The following is a 15,094-nucleotide window of genomic DNA, read 5'->3' as shown; positions in this document are numbered from 1 at the left end:
AGATCCGGGGTGAAAGTGACGCGGTGATAACGAAATAGGTATGTTGTTGGCTACCGTCGGGCAGTTTGCGCGAGTCGCCCGATCCGTGTGTAGCCGACAGGATTGACGAAACCCCATATGGCAGTGATGTTTCTCTGGATACTCGTCCCCGTACTTGTGCTCGCGATCGCGGGGGCCGGGTATACGGCAGTGCGGTTGCGTGCCGAAAGCGCGCGCGCCGACAATCTGGCCGCCCAGCTCCGTGGTTCGGAATACCTCATCGATCAGCTTGTCCGCAAGACGCTTCCGTCCATGACGGAGTCGGCACGCCGCCCGGGGCTGCCGGTGAGCGGACTGGAAATTCCTCCGGGCCTGGAGCATTCGAATACCGCGACGCTGCTGCGGCAGGCCGTCGAAACCTACGCCGATGATCTGCGCCTGCTGTGGGCCGAGGCGCTCGATCACGGCCGCCGCGAGGCCGAGGAGCGGGCGCGGCAGGCAATCGCCAACGCGGAGCAGGCCGTTCGCGCCGAGGCGCAGGGCGCCTCGCGGGATGTGACCGGCGCCGCGGTGCGCTCCTTCGGCACCTCCGTGGTGAGCCTGGGCGCGGACGTCGGCAAGGTGGTCAGCGTGGCGCTGCGCGAGCACCGCGATGACGCCGTCTACGAGACCCTCATCCGCATCGATCACAGTGTGCAGCAGATGATCCGGCAGGCGCAGTCCTATGTGATCGTCAGCGGTGGCCTGCCCGGCCGCCGCTGGCCGCAGCAGTCGGTGACCGATGTGGTCGGCGGCGCGGTCGGCCGTGTCCGCGACTACCTGCGCGTGCGGTCGGCGCAGGCCGACCGGGTGGTGGCCAGCCGCGTGGTGGAGCCGCTGGTGCACACCGTGGCGACGCTGCTGGACAACGCGCTGCGTTATTCGCCGCCGACGTCCTTCGTGGACATCAGCTTCCAGGAGGGCCACCACGGCGTGACCATCCTCATCGACGACGCCGGTGTGCGCATGAGCCCGGAGCAGTTGGAGGAGGCCCGCCAGGTGCTCTCCGGTGAGCGCTCCATCGACATCCTCGAGCTCGGTCCCGCCCCGAAGATCGGTTTCCCCAGTATCGCGGCCCTGACGAAGCGCTACGGCTTCAGCGTCTACATCGACGGGCCCAATATGTACGGAGGTGTGCGCGCGATGGTGTACATCCCCGAACAGCTGCTCGTCGCCCCGCAGGATGTGCGCGAGCAGCCGGCCGCGGTGCCGCCCGCGAGCACCCCGCCGGCGGTCGCCCCGGTGCAGCGGCCCGCGGAGGAGTCCGAGGCGGCCGCCGCGCTCACCGCCAGCGGACTGGCGAAGCGGCGGCGGCGCACCGTGGTTGCGTCGACCACGTACACCACCGGCCCGCTGCCGGTCCTGCAACCGGCCCCGGCCCCCGCGCCCGCGCGGCAGTCCGCCCCCACGCTCCAACTCGCACGACCCGATATCGCGGTGGCGTGGCACACCGGTTCGGTCAGCGGCCGCAATGCCGCCGCCTCGGCCGACCAGGGCGCCGCCGACTCCGATCAGACCGAAGGGAAGATCTCGTGAACTCACCGACTGCGACCAACCCGCAGGGCACGGCGCCGGTCTCGAACCTGGAAGAGGGGCCCAACCGGCTCGCCTGGCTACTAGCCGAGCTGGATATGCCCGGGGTGCGGTTCGCGGTGCTGCTGTCCGAGGACGGCTTGCGAATGGCGCACTCGGGCACCATCACCCGCGACAATGCGGAGCGATTCGCCGCCGCCGCATCGGGATTGCGCTCGCTGGGCAAGGCGCTCGGCGAATTCTGCGGGGGCCCCGGGGACAATGTGCGCCAGAACGTCACCGAATACGACGGCGGGATGATCTTCATTACCGCCGCCGGGGTCGGGGCCGTGCTGGGCGTGTCCACCACTCCGGAGGTCGATGTCGCGCTGGTCGCGCACCGGCTCAATGAACTCGCCACCCGGGTCGGGCACGAGCTCGGCGCGGTACCGCGCGGGGTCGCCCGGCCATGACCGGCCCGCGACGTGATCCCGACCTGGTCCGGGCGTATGTGCGCACCGGTGGGCGTTCGCGTCCCACTCGTCATCTGGACCTGGTCACCGTGATCGTCGCCGCCGGGACACCATTGCAGGGGGGCTCTCCCGACGCGCGTCGGATCTTCACCTTGTGCCGCAGTGCGCTGTCGATCGCCGAGATCGCGGCGCACCTCGACCTGCCGCCCTCGGTGGTGAAGATCGTCATCGCCGACCTGATCGACAGCGGTCACCTGATCACCCGGACGCCCGAACACACGTTGCCGGACGTCAGTTTGCTGGAAGAGGTACTGAATGGGCTTCGCGCCCTTGCGGTCTGAGTCCGCCACCGCGGAATCCGGCCCGCACACATCGCCCGCGCACGTCGACTACCTGCCGTCCACCATCACCCGATCGGTGAAGCTGTTGGTGGCAGGCAGTTTCGGCGTCGGCAAGACCACCTTCGTCGGGAGCGTCTCGGAGATCAAGCCGCTGCGCACCGAGGAGACCATTACCGAGGCCAGCATCGGCGTCGACGACATCACCGGGCTGGGCAGCAAGACGACCACCACGGTGGCCATGGATTTCGGGCGCATCACACTCAATCCCGAACTGGCGCTGTACCTTTTCGGCACTCCCGGCCAGCGGCGCTTCCTGCCCATGTGGGAGGAGCTGGCCATGGGCGCGCTGGGCGCGCTGGTGCTGGTCGACACCCGGCGCATCGAGCAGTCCGACGAGGTGCTGTCGGTGCTGGAGGAACGCGGCGTGCCGTATGCGGTGGCGGTCAACGAATTCGAGGGCGCGCAGCGCTATCCGCTCGACGAGGTGCGCGATGCGCTCGACCTCACCGAGTCCACGCCGCTGACCGCCCTGGACGCCCGCGATCGCCGGACCTGTGTGCACTCGCTCATCACCCTCGTCGAATACCTGTTTCAATCGCGTCAGGAGTCTCGCCTTTGACCACGTCGACTGGAATGCCGGTCGGACCGTCCACGCTTTCCGACGGCACCCACTTCCCGCTCTACACCGAGGAATTCGCGGCCGACCCGCACGGCAGCTACCGCGAGATGCGGCGTCGCTACGGGTCCCTGGTGCCGGTGGAGCTGGCGCCCGGGGTGCCCGCGACCCTCGTGATCGGATATCACGACGCGGTGCGGATCCTCAATGATCCCGAGCATTTCCCGGCCGATCCGCGGGTCTGGCAGGAGACGGTTCCGGACGACTCCCCGGTCAAGCCGATGCTGCAGTGGTATCCGAATGTGCTGCGCAATTCCGGTGCGGTGCACGCGCGATACCGGCAGGCCAATGTGGCCGCGGTCGACGGCGTCGATCTGCACGGCCTGCACGCCATCGTGGAACGCGAGGCGCTGCCGCTGATCAACTCCTTCTGCGAGCAGGGCGAGGCGGAGCTGATCAGCCAGTACGCCATGCCGCTGGTCTTCGCCGGGCTCAACGACATGCTGGGCTGCCCACCGGATATCGGCGCGCGGGTGGCCGCGGGCATGGCCGCGCTGTTCGATTCGGTGGACGAGAACGCCGCGCTGGGCATGCAGATGCTCAGTGAGGCGCTGCTGGAGCTGATCGCGCTCAAGCGGCGCGAACCCGGCGACGATATGGTGACCCGGCTATTGCAGCACAATGCCGCGCTCGACGACACCGAGATGCTGTACAACATCATCAGCATCTACGGCGCCGGACTGGAGCCGCAGCAGAACCTCATCATCAATACGCTGCGGCTGATCCTCACCGACGACCGCTTCGCCGGTGACGTGCTGGGCGGAAGCCTTTCCACCCGTGACGCTTTGGACGAGGTGCTCTTCAACGACCCGCCCATGGCGAACTTCTCCGTCTCCTATCCGCGCCAGCCCATGCTCATCAACGGCACCTGGTTGCCGGCGCATCAGCCGGTGGTCATCAGCATGACCGGCTGCAACAACGATCCGGCCATCAGCGGCGGCGAGCGCATCGGCAATCGCTCCCATCTGGCCTGGAGTCTCGGGCCGCACGCCTGCCCGGCGCGCTCGGTGGCCTCGCTCGTCGCGCAGGAGGCGATCGATCAATTGCTGGATGCGCTGCCCGAGTTGCGTCTCGCCGTTCCAGTCGATGAACTGGTCTGGCGCCCAGGGCCTTTCCACCGGGCGCTGGCAGCGCTGCCGGTCGTCTTTCCGGCGTGTCCGCCATTGAATGTGTGAGTAGGAGACGGCTGTGACGATGGAACCCTTGGCGCTGGATCTGACCGGTGTCGACATTCAGGGCGAGAACGCCCGCATCCGCGCCCGCGGCCCGGTGACCCTGGTCGAGCTGATGGGCGTGCCGGCCTGGTCGGTCACCGACGCCGAGCTGCTGAAGCGGTTGCTGGCCGATCCCCGGGTGTCCAAGGACGCGGCACAGCACTGGACGGCCTTCCGCGAGGGTGAGGTCACCGCGGACTGGCCGCTGTTCCCGTGGGTGGCGGCGGTCAATATGTTCACCGCCTACGGTTCCGATCACCGGCGGCTGCGCAAGCTGGTGTCGCCGGCCTTCACCCACCGCCGCACCATGGCCATGCAGCCGCGCATCGAGGAGCTGGTGACCGGGCTGCTGGACAAGCTGGCCGCCGCGCCCGCCGGTGAGATCGTGGACCTGCGTGAGGGTTTCGCCTACCCGGTGCCGATCCAGGCAATCTGCGAACTGCTGGGCGTCCCGGAGGAGCGCGAGCCCGCCCTGCGCGTCTGCGTGGCCCGCTTCTTCGACACCGAGATCAGCCCCGAGGCCGCGCTGGCCAACTACATCGAAATGGGCGAGCTCATCGCGGATCTGGTGGCCTTCCGCCGCGACAATCCCGGCGACGATATGACCAGCGTGCTCATCTCCACCCGCGACGAGGACGGCGAGCGGCTGACCGAGAAGGAGATGATCGACACGCTGATGCTGGTCATCAACGCCGGGCACGAGACCACGGTCAACCTGCTCGATCAGGCCATCTTCTCGCTGCTCACCCATCCCGAGCAGCTGGCCGCCGTGCGGGCGGGGACGGCGAGCTGGGACGACGTCATCGAGGAGACGTTGCGCTACGAGTCGCCGGTGGCGCATCTGCCGCTGCGTTATGCGGTGGAGGACATCGAGGTCGGCGATATCAAGATCGCCAAGGGGGAGGCGATTCTGGCTTCGTATGCGGCGGCCGGTCGCGACCCGAAGATCCACGGCGCGACCGCCGAGACCTTCGATGTCACCCGGGTCAACAAGGATCATGTGGCCTTCGGTCACGGTGCGCACCACTGCATCGGCGCGCCGCTGGCGCGGCTCGAGGCGAGCATCGCCCTCCCGGCGCTGTTCGAGCGCTTCCCGAACCTGCGGCTGGCCACCGATCCCGCGGAGGTCGCCCCGGTGATCGGCTTCATCTCCAATGGCCACCGCGATCTCCCGGTGTATCTCGACGCGGAATAGCGACCCGGGGCGCGTGTTCATGCGACCGAGCCCGGCTTGTGCCGGGCTCGGTCCTTTGTGGGGGAGAATGGAAAAGTGCAAGTCAGCTGACCGGGAGGTCTGTCTCCGGTTGGTCACGAAAGATTTCCGGATGGAACATCGGTTCGGTTGATTTGCATCGGATCTGGCGTATTCGGCTGCTGCTGAATGCTTCTCGGGCGGTAGCGTTGACAGTGGGACTGGACGTGGATGTCCGGTGTTACGGGATGCGGGTGTGCAGTGCAGGGTTTCGAGTTGTCGCCCAGACAATCTGTCGGGGAGTCGGCATTGACCGAATTGTCGGAGAAGGCCGCCGCGGAGGGGGTCGCTCTACGCGTGGGGGTCGTGCTGGAGCACAATGGCGCGGTATTGCTCTTGGAGCGTGACGAGTATGCCGAGGGGCGCAGCACGCTGAGCCTGCCGGGGACCATCGTGCGCGCCGGGGAACCGCTGGCCACCGCCGTGGCGCGAGCCGTCGCGGAGGAGACCGGGCTGACGGTCGTCGACATCCACCGCCACCTCGGCAGTTTCGACTATCTGTCCAATGCCGGAAAGCCGGTCCGCCGAGAGCATTTCGCGGCGGAAGTCGCCGCGGTCTCGCCGGTCCGGCTCACCAACTACGCCGCCTACCGGTGGCTGCCCCTCGATGGCGACCTACCCGTCACGTCCTCGATTCGCGCCATCCTCACCACCTACAGGGCGTGAGCCCGGCCCGCCCGGTGGATGATCGGCAGGGCCAGCAGGACCAGGGTCGCGCCGATCCAGAGCACGCCGGCGGTGGCGAGGCCGTCGACCGCGAAGCCGCCGAACAGCGCGCCGAGGGCGATGGAGATATTGAAGACCGACACGAACAGTGAGGACGCGGCCTCGGTGGTGTCGGGGGCCGAGCGCATGACCCAGGTCTGGAAGGTGACCGGCACGCCGCCGTAGCCCAGGCCCCACAGGATCAGGGCGGCGGCCGCGGTCACGGTGGTGTGGTCGGCGACGGCGAGCACCAGCATGGCCGCGATGAGGGCGGCGGCAATGGCGGCGGTGGCGCGGCGCAGGCCCTTCGAGACCAGCGCGCCGGCCAGGAAGTTGCCGCAGATGCCGGCAATGCCGAACACCAGCAGCAGCACGCCGATCGCGTGCTCGCCGATGCCGTCCTCGAGCAGGATGGGGCGCACGAAGGTGTAGGCCAGGAAATGGCCGGTGATGACCAGGAAGGTCAGCGCGAGCGCGGCGCGCAGGGTGGGGTTGGCGCCGAAAACCTTTGGCAGGTCCGCGAATCCGATGGTGCGCTGGGCGGGCAGGCTGGGCAGCAGGAAGGCCATGGCGATCACCGAGACCAGGCCGAGCAGGCCGACCACGGCGAAGGCGGCGCGCCAGCCGCTCAGATCACCGATGAAGGTGCCGGTGGGGACGCCGAACACGGAGGCGGTTTCGACGCCGCCGAAGATGACGGCGGTGGCGCGGCCCACCTGATGCTCGGGGACCAGGCGCAGCGCGATACTGCCCGCGATGGACCAGAATCCGCCGACGGCGATGCCGATGAGGAAGCGTGCGATCAGGATGACGGTGAAGCTGGTCGCCATGCTGGAGGCGAGATTGGCCGCGCCCATGAGCGCGATGAGGGCGACCAGCACGAGGCGGCGGTCGACGCGGCCGGTGATCACGGTGATCAGTGGGGCGGAGAAGGCGGCCACCAGACCGGGCACCGTGACCATCAGGCCCGCGGTGCCTGCGGAGATGTGCAGGGCCGAACCGACCGGGGTGAGCAGGCCGACGGGCAGGAGTTCGGAGGTCATCAGGGAGAAGATGCCGAGCGTCACGGCCAGTACGGCGAGCCAGCCGCGCAGCGGGGTGCGCTCGGGGGCGAGGAGGGCGGTCATGGCGGAAAACCTTTCGTGCACAAGGGGTCCCGGGGCGGCTCGCGGGGAGCCGCCCGGCGCGAGGAGAGCAGCGGATCAGAGGGTGCCGGGGGTCTTGCGGGTGGTGACGTTCATCCGGTTCCAGGTATTGGTGGTGAAGATGAGCGCGATGAGTTGCGCCAGTTCGGATTCGCCGAAGTGTGCGGCGGCCTCGTTGTAGACCGCGTCCGGAACGCCTTCGGGCAGTCGGGTGACCGCCTCGGTCAGAGCCAGGGCGGCGCGCTCCCGCGCGGTGAACAGGCTCGATTCCTCCCAGGCGCTGAGCTGGTAGATGCGCTCCTCGGCTTCGCCGGCCTTACGGGCGTCGGTGGTGTGGTAGTCGATGCAGTAGGCGCACCGGTTGATCTGCGAGGCGCGAATCTGCACCAGTTCCAGCAGGACCGGGTCGATGCCCTGGCGGGCGGCGGCGTCGAGGGCCATGACGGCCTTGAAGACCTTGGGGGCGACGGCGGAGAAGTTCATGCGTTCGGCGATCTGGATCGTTGTCATGACATAAACGTACGGCTGGAAAGACCCACGAATATGGTTCATTCCTATGGCAGAAGCATGGGTCAATTCTCGGCGATCTCCGGAGCTGCCCGAGTCGGATCAGGGCGTCGACCTGCACCTCGAGCTCGCGAGGGCGGGCAACCGGCGGTCCGCGCTCATGGCCGCCCTGCGCGAGGCCATTCGCTCCGGACGCCTCGCACCCGGCACCCGGCTGCCCCCGTATCGCAGTCTCGCGATGGACCTGGGCATTGCCCGCAATACCGTGGCCGCGGCCTATGCCGAACTGGTCGAGGAGGGGTGGCTCACGGCCCGCCAGGGTTCCGGCACCCGCGTGGCCCAGCGCGCCGTGCCCGCGCCCGATGAGCGCACCGGCCGCCCCTATCGCCCGGCCCCGCGCCGCGTCAGCCATGACCTGCAACCCAGTTCCCCCAATGCGGCGGCCTTCCCGCGCACCGCCTGGATCGCCTCGACCCGCCGCGCCCTGTCCGCGGCCCCCAATGACGCCTTCGGCGTGGGCGATCCCCGCGGCCGCCTCGAATTGCGCACCGCCCTGGCCGAATACCTGACCCGGGCCCGCGGCGTGCGCACCGAGCCCGATCGCATCATCATCTGCTCCGGCTTCGCCCACGGCCTGCGGCTCATGGCCTCCGTCCTGGACGGCCCAATTGCCATGGAGGCGTATGGGTTAGGCTTCTACCGCGACATCCTGCACGGCGCGGGGCAGCACACCATCCCGCTGACCGTCGATTCCCACGGCGCTCACACCGGGGAACTCCCCGCCACCGACGCCCGCGCCGTCCTGCTCACCCCCGCGCACCAATACCCCACCGGCGGCCCCCTGCACCCGGAACGCCGTGCGGCAGTGATCGATTGGGCCCGCTCCACCGGCAGCGTGATCCTCGAGGACGACTACGACGGCGAATTCCGCTACGACCGCCAGCCCGTCGGCGCGCTCCAGGGCCTGGACCCCGACCGCGTCGTCTACCTGGGCTCGGTCAGCAAGAGCCTCTCCCCCGCCCTCCGCGTCGGCTGGATGGCCCTCCCCGCCCGCCTCATCGACAATGTCCTGTCCGCCAAAGGCGCCCGCGAAATGCAATGCAGCGCAATAGACCAACTAACCCTGGCCGACTTCTTCACCTCCGGCGCCTACGACCGCCACCTGCGCCGCACCCGCATCACCTACCGCCGCCGCCGCGCCCAACTGGTCCACACCCTCGCCACCCGCGCCCCCCACATCCGAGTCTCCGGCATAGCCGCCGGCCTCCACGCCGTCCTCGAACTCCCCTCCGGCACAGAGGATTCCACCCTCCACGCCGCCCGCCGCCAGGGCCTCGCCCTCGACGGCCTCACCCCGTACCGCCACCCCGCCGGCCCCATGCCCACCCGAGACGGCCTGGTAATCGGCTACGGCACCCCCGCCGACCACGCCTTCACCCCGGCCCTCGAAGCCCTCTGCCTGGCCCTCCCCGACCCACCCGAGACTCGAAAGTAGGTCGCAGCCGGGCAATTCAGCGATCGCATCCGGCCGGGCTGTTCATGTCCACACCGGCGAAGGGTTCGCCGAGGTGACGCAGGACGCGCAGGCAGGTGTCGATATCGGCGGCGGTGAGGTCGCCGCCCACACCGCGCAGCACGGCGTGCTCGCGGGCGGTGGTCGCGGTGATCGCCGCCTTCCCCTTCGCCGTCAGGCTGATCAGCGGCGAGCGTTGATGCCGTGGGTTGTCGAGGGTTTCGACGAGCTCCTCCGCGAGGGCGTCATTGACCATGCGCTGGACGAACTGCCGGCTCAATGCCTGAGCGCGCCCCATCTGCGGAACGGTCATGGGCCCGTGCGTGCCGAGCAGATCGCACACGGCGCGAACACCGACCGACACCCCCGGCGGCAATGTCTCCTGCTCGATCTTGCGATAGACGTGCCGGTAGAGGATGCCGACCTGGGAGAAGACCTCCATGAGTCGAGGTGCGAGGTCATCGGGTGCGAGGGGATCGTCCACAGAATGATTATGACACCTCAGTTGTCAAACCAAACCAGTTATGACACCTTGGTTGTCATGACTGCCGCGACCGACCTGCACACCTTCGAATCCGCCGACGGCGCCCTGGCGTACCGCGATACCGGCGGCGCGGGCCGCCCGGTCGTCCTGCTGCACGCGAGCTTCGTGGACTCCACCATGTTCGACCCGCAACTGTCGGCCCTGAGCCGGCGCCACCGCGTAATCGCCCCCGACGCCCGGGGTCACGGCGAATCCGCCATCGCGACAAAACCTTTCCGCCAGGTCGACGACGTGGCCGCCCTCCTGCGTCATCTCGAAGTGGAATCCGCCGTCCTGGTGGGCGTCTCCATGGGCGCGATGACCGCGATCGACACCGCCATCGAGTATCCGGAGCTGGTCGACGGCCTGATCGTCAGCGGCCGCGGCCTCGGCGAGCCCGACTATCGCGACCGGTGGTCGAAGGATCTCGCCGCCGCCCAAGCCGACGCCATGACTCGCCGAGACATCGCCGCATGGATGGAAGCATTCGTCCGGTGGGCGGCAGGCCCGACCCGCTCACTGAACGACGTCGACCCGACCGTCATCGAGAAGCTCCGAACCATGGCCGCTCGAACCCTGGCCAAACACACTGCCCCACAACCGGACTACACCGTCCCCGCCGCCGACGTCACCACCCGCGCCCACACGATCCATGTCCCCGTACTAGCCGTCGACGGCGCACTCGACTCCCCGGACCTGACCGCAACCGTCGACCGCCTCCTCGACGCCGTTCCCCACGGCCGCCGCACCACAATCGACCACGCAGGCCACTTCCCGAACATGGAACAACCAGCGACCTACACCCGCCTGGTCGAAGAATTCGTCGACCAGACCGCCGGACTCCGCCCAGGCATCCAGTCCCGCATGTGAAACGACGCCGACCGGGAACTGGTGGCGGCAAACGTCGAGAGGGCGCCGCCACCAGTTCCCGGTCGATGCTGTTTCACACGGGCGCTCAGGGCTTGTTGTCGCCGGGGGGCTCGGGGTGGTCGGCGAGGCGGGCGTGGAGGCGAGCGCGGACCTGGTCGGGGGTGTAGGCGCGGCGTTTGCGTTCGGAGCGAACGATGACCACTCCGGTTGCCGCTACGCCTGCGGCGCCTGCCAAGCCGAGCACTTTCCACCAGCGCATGGGCCTAGGCTAGCCGGTGTGCCAGGCGAAGCGCTGTCGAGTATCGGGTTGGATGAAGCGGTGGAGCTCACGCGGACGGGTGATCTGTGGTTGTTTCGTGGGCATTCGGGGGCTGATCGGGCGATTCGGGGGCTGACGAACAGCCCGGTGAATCATGTCGGGATGGCGGTGGTGATCGATGATCTGCCGGCTTTGATCTGGCATGCCGAGCTGGGGAAGGCATTGCCGGATATTTGGTCGGGTAGTCATCATCGTGGTGCGCAGCTGCACGATATGCGGGCGGCGGTCATGCGGTGGGCCAATGAGTATGGGCAGCAGGCGTGGGTTCGGCAGTTGGATCGGGCGGTGACGCGCGAGATGGAGGATGCGGCGCTGCGGATGGTGGCGCGGCTGGACGGGATGCCGTTTCCGTCGACCAGTGCGCTGGCGGGGCGGTGGCTGCGGGGGCGGGTGCCGCTACCGAAGCGATCGAAGACGCGCGAGGCCGAGGCCGGGCTGGAGAACGCCTACTGCGCGGAGATCGTCGCCATGACGTACCAGGCCATGGGATTGCTGCCGGAGAAGCGGCCGAATTGGTATGACCCGGGCAGGTTCTGGAGTGGGGACAATCTGCGGTTGACCGACGGCTACCACCTCGGTGGGGAGATCGCGGTGGACGTTCCCGAGCGCTAGCGGATGCGCGGTGTTTGACCCTCACGTTACGTGAGGGCTTAATTTTCGGCGGGTGACGATAACTGTTCTCGACTCGTATACGGCTATGAAGGAGATCCTGCGGGCGCCGGTGGGTGATCGTGAGGGCATGCTGCGATCGATGCTCGAATCGATCGCGGGGATGTACCGGTATTTTCCGGGGGAGGTCGATCTGGTGGCGTTCCATCGGCAGGCGGCCGGGTTCCCCATCGATCGCGACGAGGAGCGTTGCCTGGACGCGCTGGAGACAATGGCGGCGGCCGGGGCATGGGAGCGCATGCAGCAGGCGCTCGATGCGGCGGCGGCCGTATTGGTCGACGCGACACCGGGATTCAGCGTGCCGGATATCACCGTACTGCTGGTGCTCGGCGATCCGGGCGACGCCAACTTCATGGGCCCAAGCCTGGGGGTCACCGGGTTCGGCGGCATCTCCGGCTACATCACGATCCCGTTCTGGCCCTACCCGGAGAACCTGGAGCGGCTGGAGAGCACGGCGGTGCACGAGCTCAACCACAATCTGCGCTACAGCCCCGGCGGCGTGGTGTGGGATCCGATGACGGTCACCGTCGGCGAGCATGTGGTGGGTGAGGGGTTGGCCGATGCCTTCGCGCGCCAGCTCTACGGCGACCTCGGGTACACCCGGATCGGCGTGCCCACCTTGCACGATGACGCGGCGTTCGCGAAAGTCGTTACCGGACTGGGGATTACCGGCATGCAGAACTTCAGCGCCTGGGTGCACGGCGACACCATCGCCGAGCATCTCGGGGTGACCCCGGTCGGGTTGCCGACGGGGGCGGGGTATTCCGCAGGCAATCGGCTGGTCGACGCCTACCTCGCGGCGACCGGCAAGACCGCGGCGCAGGCGCTGCACGTCGACAGCGCGGAGATCATCGCCACCGCGCTCGGGTGACCCGCAGCGGCGGTACGTGGCCGGTTACGTGGCGGAACCCGTGTTCGGCACGGATGTCGCTGGTCCAGGCGAAATTTAGCGTTATAGCCATGACGAACACCACCGCCACCGCCCCCACCACCGAGATCAATGTCAGCCTCGAGGTCGCCGATCCCACCGGCGTCGCGGCCGCCTACGAAGCCGCCTTCGGCCTCGGCGGCAAACTGACCTTCCGTCCCGCACAGGCGTCGCCGGAAGGCTTCCGCGGATTCATGATGTCCCTGGTAGTCGACCAGCCCGGGACCGCCGACAACCTCATCTCCGCAGCCCTGCGGAACGGCTTCACCCTGTTGAAGCCCGCCAAGAAGAACCTCTGGGGCTACGGCGCCGTCGTCCAAGGCCCCGACGGCACCATCTGGAAAATCACCACCTCGCAGAAGAAGGACACCGGACCCTCCAGCCGCGAGGTCGACAGCGTCGTCCTGCTGCTCGGCGTCGAGGACGTGAAGGCCAGCAAGCAGTTCTACGTCGAGCGCGGCCTCACCGTGTCGAAGAGCTTCGGCGGCAAGTACGTCGAGTTCGCACTGCCGGATTCCCCGATCAAGCTGGCCATGTACCCGCGCAAGGCGGCCGCCAAGGATGCCGGTGTCTCACCCGATGGGTCGGGCTCGCACGGGATCGTGGTCAGCGGCAATACCGGCCCCTTCACCGATCCCGATGGGTTCGTGTGGGAAGCCTGACGGATGCGTCCTCCTCGAGATGTTCACCCGCCGCAGATGCACTGCGGCGGGTGAATTGCGTTATGGCCCACAGGATCAGGGCGGACAGGGAGAAGGCGGCCCCGGTCAGGCAGGCGGCGGGCCAGCCCCAAGCGGTGTACGCCCAGGCGGTTGCGACCGCGCCCAGGGCGGACCCGAGGGAGTAGAACGCCATGTACGCGCCGATTACCGTGCTGGCCCGATCGGGATGGGCCGTGGTGAGCAGGTGCTGGCTGCTGACGTGGACGGCTTGCACGGCGAAATCGAGCAGGACGATGCCGAGGATGAGCAGCCACAGCGTTGACTCGGTGCGGGATACGAAGAACCAGGACGCGGTGAGCAATGCCAGCGCCGAACCCGTGATCGCTTGTGCGTGACCGGAATCGGCCCAGCGTCCGGCGCGCGCGGCACCCAGGGCCCCAGCCAGGCCGGCCAAGCCGAACAGGCCGATCTGAGTGGTGGTGAGGTGCCAGGGTGCGGCGGCCAAGGGAAGTGCCAAGCCGCTCCAGAGAGTGCCGAAGGATGCGAAGAGGAAGAAGGCGATCAGCCCGCGGGACAGGAAGAGACGGTCCGAGCGGACCAGTCGGCCCATCGACGCCAGGGCTCGGCCGTAGCGCGGACCGGGGGTTCTACGGTCCGGGGCGAGGGTGGTGTGCACGATGAAGGCCAGCGCCAGGCAGAGGATCGCGAGCAGAGCGTAGACGGCCCGCCAGCCGGTCGTATCCCCGAGGACGCCCGCGAGAATGCGGACGCCGAGGATGCCGAGCACCACCCCCGAGGTGACCGCGCCGATATTGCGGCCACGTTCGACCGGCGCTGAGACCGCTGCGACGTAAGCGACGGTCACCTGCACCACGACAGCGAAGAATCCCGCGATTGCCAAGCCCGCCAACGCGATCGGACCGTTGGGCGCGAGGGCCGTGATCGTCGCGCCGACCGCGGTGAGCGTGAGATGCGCGGTAATGAGGCGACGGCGGTTCAGGATATCGCCGAGCGGAACCAGCAGGATCAGCCCGAGGAAGTACCCGATCTGCCCGGCCGCCACCAGACCACCGAGCGATCGCGGAGCCAAGCCGAGGTCTCGGCCCGCTTCTTCCAGGACGGGCTGGATGGCGTAGATCGTCGATACCGCCGCCGCGCACACCGAGGCCAGGACGAATCGCCGCGAGCTTGTGACTGCTGTTGGCACAACACCTCCAAAATCAGTAGCAAAATGCAACTAATCGAGGATAGGTACAATCGGTTTCGAATTGCAACCGATTGGATGGAGGGCCATGAGCACGACCCCCGGTCCCAGCCGCGCGTGGACCGACCCCACCTGCCCGGTCGCACGCACCGTAGACCTGGTCGGCGACCGCTGGACCCTGCTCATCGTGCGCGACGCCATGGACGGCGCGACAACCTTCACGGACTTTCAGCAGCGCCTGGGAATCGCCCGCAACATCCTCACCGACCGCCTGCGCAAACTGGTCGACCACGGCATCCTCACCACCGCCACCACCCCCGGCGGCAAACGCCACACCTACGAACTAACGGCGGTCGGCCAAGACCTCTTCACCACCATCGTGGCCCTGCGCCAATGGGGAGAACGCCACGCCTTCACCCCCCACGAATCCCACTCCACTCTCGTGGACACCGAAGGCACCCCAATCCCCCAGCTACGCCTGGAAACCCGCGCAGGCAAGCGCGCCACCATAGCGACAACCCGAGTCCGCAAGGTGGGCGAGCGCGACCCACACTAGCCCACTG

Annotated in this window: 18 protein-coding genes; 13 read left to right on the top strand and 5 right to left on the bottom strand. The window is 68.1% G+C overall.

Annotated features, from left to right (window positions below; genetic code table 11):
• Nucleotides 1–117 precede the first annotated feature (117 nt).
• The 7 genes from ACFVIV_RS21175 (at nucleotide 118) to ACFVIV_RS21145 (ending at nucleotide 6,152) form a co-directional block, all read left to right on the top strand.
• Nucleotides 118–1,554 carry a sensor histidine kinase gene (locus ACFVIV_RS21175; RefSeq protein WP_379198766.1) on the top strand — a complete coding sequence of 479 codons (1,437 nt, stop codon included), beginning with the start codon at nucleotides 118–120 and terminating at the stop codon, nucleotides 1,552–1,554.
• A gap of 95 nt (nucleotides 1,555–1,649) precedes the next feature.
• Nucleotides 1,650–2,003 carry a roadblock/LC7 domain-containing protein gene (locus tag ACFVIV_RS21170; RefSeq protein ID WP_379198840.1) on the top strand — a complete coding sequence of 118 codons (354 nt, stop codon included), beginning with the start codon at nucleotides 1,650–1,652 and terminating at the stop codon, nucleotides 2,001–2,003.
• Nucleotides 2,000–2,344: a DUF742 domain-containing protein gene (locus tag ACFVIV_RS21165; RefSeq protein ID WP_067541109.1), complete on the top strand. Its 345-nt coding sequence runs from the start codon at nucleotides 2,000–2,002 to the stop codon at nucleotides 2,342–2,344. The genes ACFVIV_RS21170 and ACFVIV_RS21165 overlap by 4 nt, the downstream gene beginning before the upstream one ends.
• A gap of 64 nt (nucleotides 2,345–2,408) precedes the next feature.
• A complete protein-coding gene (locus tag ACFVIV_RS21160) occupies nucleotides 2,409–2,963 on the top strand; it encodes an ATP/GTP-binding protein (RefSeq protein WP_379198838.1) in 555 nt (184 codons plus the stop codon).
• A gap of 14 nt (nucleotides 2,964–2,977) precedes the next feature.
• Nucleotides 2,978–4,195 carry a cytochrome P450 gene (locus tag ACFVIV_RS21155; RefSeq protein ID WP_379198836.1) on the top strand — a complete coding sequence of 406 codons (1,218 nt, stop codon included), beginning with the start codon at nucleotides 2,978–2,980 and terminating at the stop codon, nucleotides 4,193–4,195.
• Between the two features lie 19 nt (nucleotides 4,196–4,214).
• Entirely contained in the window at nucleotides 4,215–5,429 is a 1,215-nt protein-coding gene (locus ACFVIV_RS21150) for a cytochrome P450 (RefSeq protein WP_379198834.1), read from the top strand.
• Nucleotides 5,430–5,735: 306 nt separating this feature from the next.
• A complete protein-coding gene (locus ACFVIV_RS21145) occupies nucleotides 5,736–6,152 on the top strand; it encodes an NUDIX hydrolase (RefSeq protein WP_379198764.1) in 417 nt (138 codons plus the stop codon).
• Here ACFVIV_RS21145 and ACFVIV_RS21140 read toward each other — a convergent pair.
• Both ACFVIV_RS21140 and ACFVIV_RS21135 read right to left on the bottom strand, forming a co-directional pair.
• On the bottom strand, nucleotides 6,140–7,318 hold the full coding sequence (locus ACFVIV_RS21140; protein ID WP_379198762.1) for an MFS transporter: 1,179 nt from the start codon (nucleotides 7,316–7,318) through the stop codon (nucleotides 6,140–6,142). The two genes, ACFVIV_RS21145 and ACFVIV_RS21140, sit on opposite strands and share 13 nt — an antisense overlap.
• A 75-nt stretch (nucleotides 7,319–7,393) precedes the next feature.
• Nucleotides 7,394–7,846, bottom strand: a complete 453-nt coding sequence (locus ACFVIV_RS21135) for a carboxymuconolactone decarboxylase family protein (RefSeq protein WP_379198760.1) — start codon at nucleotides 7,844–7,846, stop codon at nucleotides 7,394–7,396.
• Between the two features lie 46 nt (nucleotides 7,847–7,892).
• Here ACFVIV_RS21135 and ACFVIV_RS21130 point away from each other — a divergent pair, with 46 nt between their 5' ends.
• A complete protein-coding gene (locus tag ACFVIV_RS21130) occupies nucleotides 7,893–9,338 on the top strand; it encodes a PLP-dependent aminotransferase family protein (protein ID WP_379198758.1) in 1,446 nt (481 codons plus the stop codon).
• Nucleotides 9,339–9,354: 16 nt separating this feature from the next.
• Here ACFVIV_RS21130 and ACFVIV_RS21125 read toward each other — a convergent pair whose 3' ends face one another.
• Nucleotides 9,355–9,840 carry a MarR family winged helix-turn-helix transcriptional regulator gene (locus tag ACFVIV_RS21125; protein ID WP_379198756.1) on the bottom strand — a complete coding sequence of 162 codons (486 nt, stop codon included), beginning with the start codon at nucleotides 9,838–9,840 and terminating at the stop codon, nucleotides 9,355–9,357.
• Nucleotides 9,841–9,897: 57 nt separating this feature from the next.
• Here ACFVIV_RS21125 and ACFVIV_RS21120 point away from each other — a divergent pair, with 57 nt between their 5' ends.
• Nucleotides 9,898–10,749, top strand: a complete 852-nt coding sequence (locus tag ACFVIV_RS21120) for an alpha/beta fold hydrolase (protein WP_379198754.1) — start codon at nucleotides 9,898–9,900, stop codon at nucleotides 10,747–10,749.
• 85 nt (nucleotides 10,750–10,834) lie between these two features.
• Here the strand turns inward: ACFVIV_RS21120 and ACFVIV_RS21115 are convergent, their stop codons facing one another.
• Entirely contained in the window at nucleotides 10,835–11,008 is a 174-nt protein-coding gene (locus ACFVIV_RS21115; protein WP_379198752.1) for a hypothetical protein, read from the bottom strand.
• An 18-nt stretch (nucleotides 11,009–11,026) separates the two neighbouring features.
• On the opposite strand from ACFVIV_RS21115, the gene ACFVIV_RS21110 reads away from it, so the two are divergent.
• The 3 genes from ACFVIV_RS21110 (at nucleotide 11,027) to ACFVIV_RS21100 (ending at nucleotide 13,327) form a co-directional block, all read left to right on the top strand.
• Complete coding sequence (locus ACFVIV_RS21110; RefSeq protein WP_379198750.1) at nucleotides 11,027–11,680, top strand: hypothetical protein; 654 nt, start codon at nucleotides 11,027–11,029, stop codon at nucleotides 11,678–11,680.
• Nucleotides 11,681–11,732: 52 nt separating this feature from the next.
• Entirely contained in the window at nucleotides 11,733–12,608 is an 876-nt protein-coding gene (locus ACFVIV_RS21105) for a DUF2268 domain-containing protein (RefSeq protein WP_379198748.1), read from the top strand.
• 89 nt (nucleotides 12,609–12,697) lie between these two features.
• Nucleotides 12,698–13,327, top strand: a complete 630-nt coding sequence (locus tag ACFVIV_RS21100) for a glyoxalase (protein ID WP_379198746.1) — start codon at nucleotides 12,698–12,700, stop codon at nucleotides 13,325–13,327.
• Here ACFVIV_RS21100 and ACFVIV_RS21095 read toward each other — a convergent pair.
• Nucleotides 13,293–14,534 carry an MFS transporter gene (locus ACFVIV_RS21095; RefSeq protein WP_379198745.1) on the bottom strand — a complete coding sequence of 414 codons (1,242 nt, stop codon included), beginning with the start codon at nucleotides 14,532–14,534 and terminating at the stop codon, nucleotides 13,293–13,295. The two genes, ACFVIV_RS21100 and ACFVIV_RS21095, sit on opposite strands and share 35 nt — an antisense overlap.
• 85 nt (nucleotides 14,535–14,619) lie before the next feature.
• Here ACFVIV_RS21095 and ACFVIV_RS21090 point away from each other — a divergent pair, with 85 nt between their 5' ends.
• Nucleotides 14,620–15,087 (top strand): winged helix-turn-helix transcriptional regulator, encoded by a 468-nt coding sequence (locus ACFVIV_RS21090; RefSeq protein WP_379198743.1) that lies wholly within the window; start codon nucleotides 14,620–14,622, stop codon nucleotides 15,085–15,087.
• Nucleotides 15,088–15,094 lie beyond the last annotated feature (7 nt).

The organism is Nocardia sp. NPDC127526 (assembly GCF_042672265.1).
GTDB lineage: Bacteria > Actinomycetota > Actinomycetes > Mycobacteriales > Mycobacteriaceae > Nocardia.
This window is presented reverse-complemented; position numbering and strand designations above follow the sequence as displayed.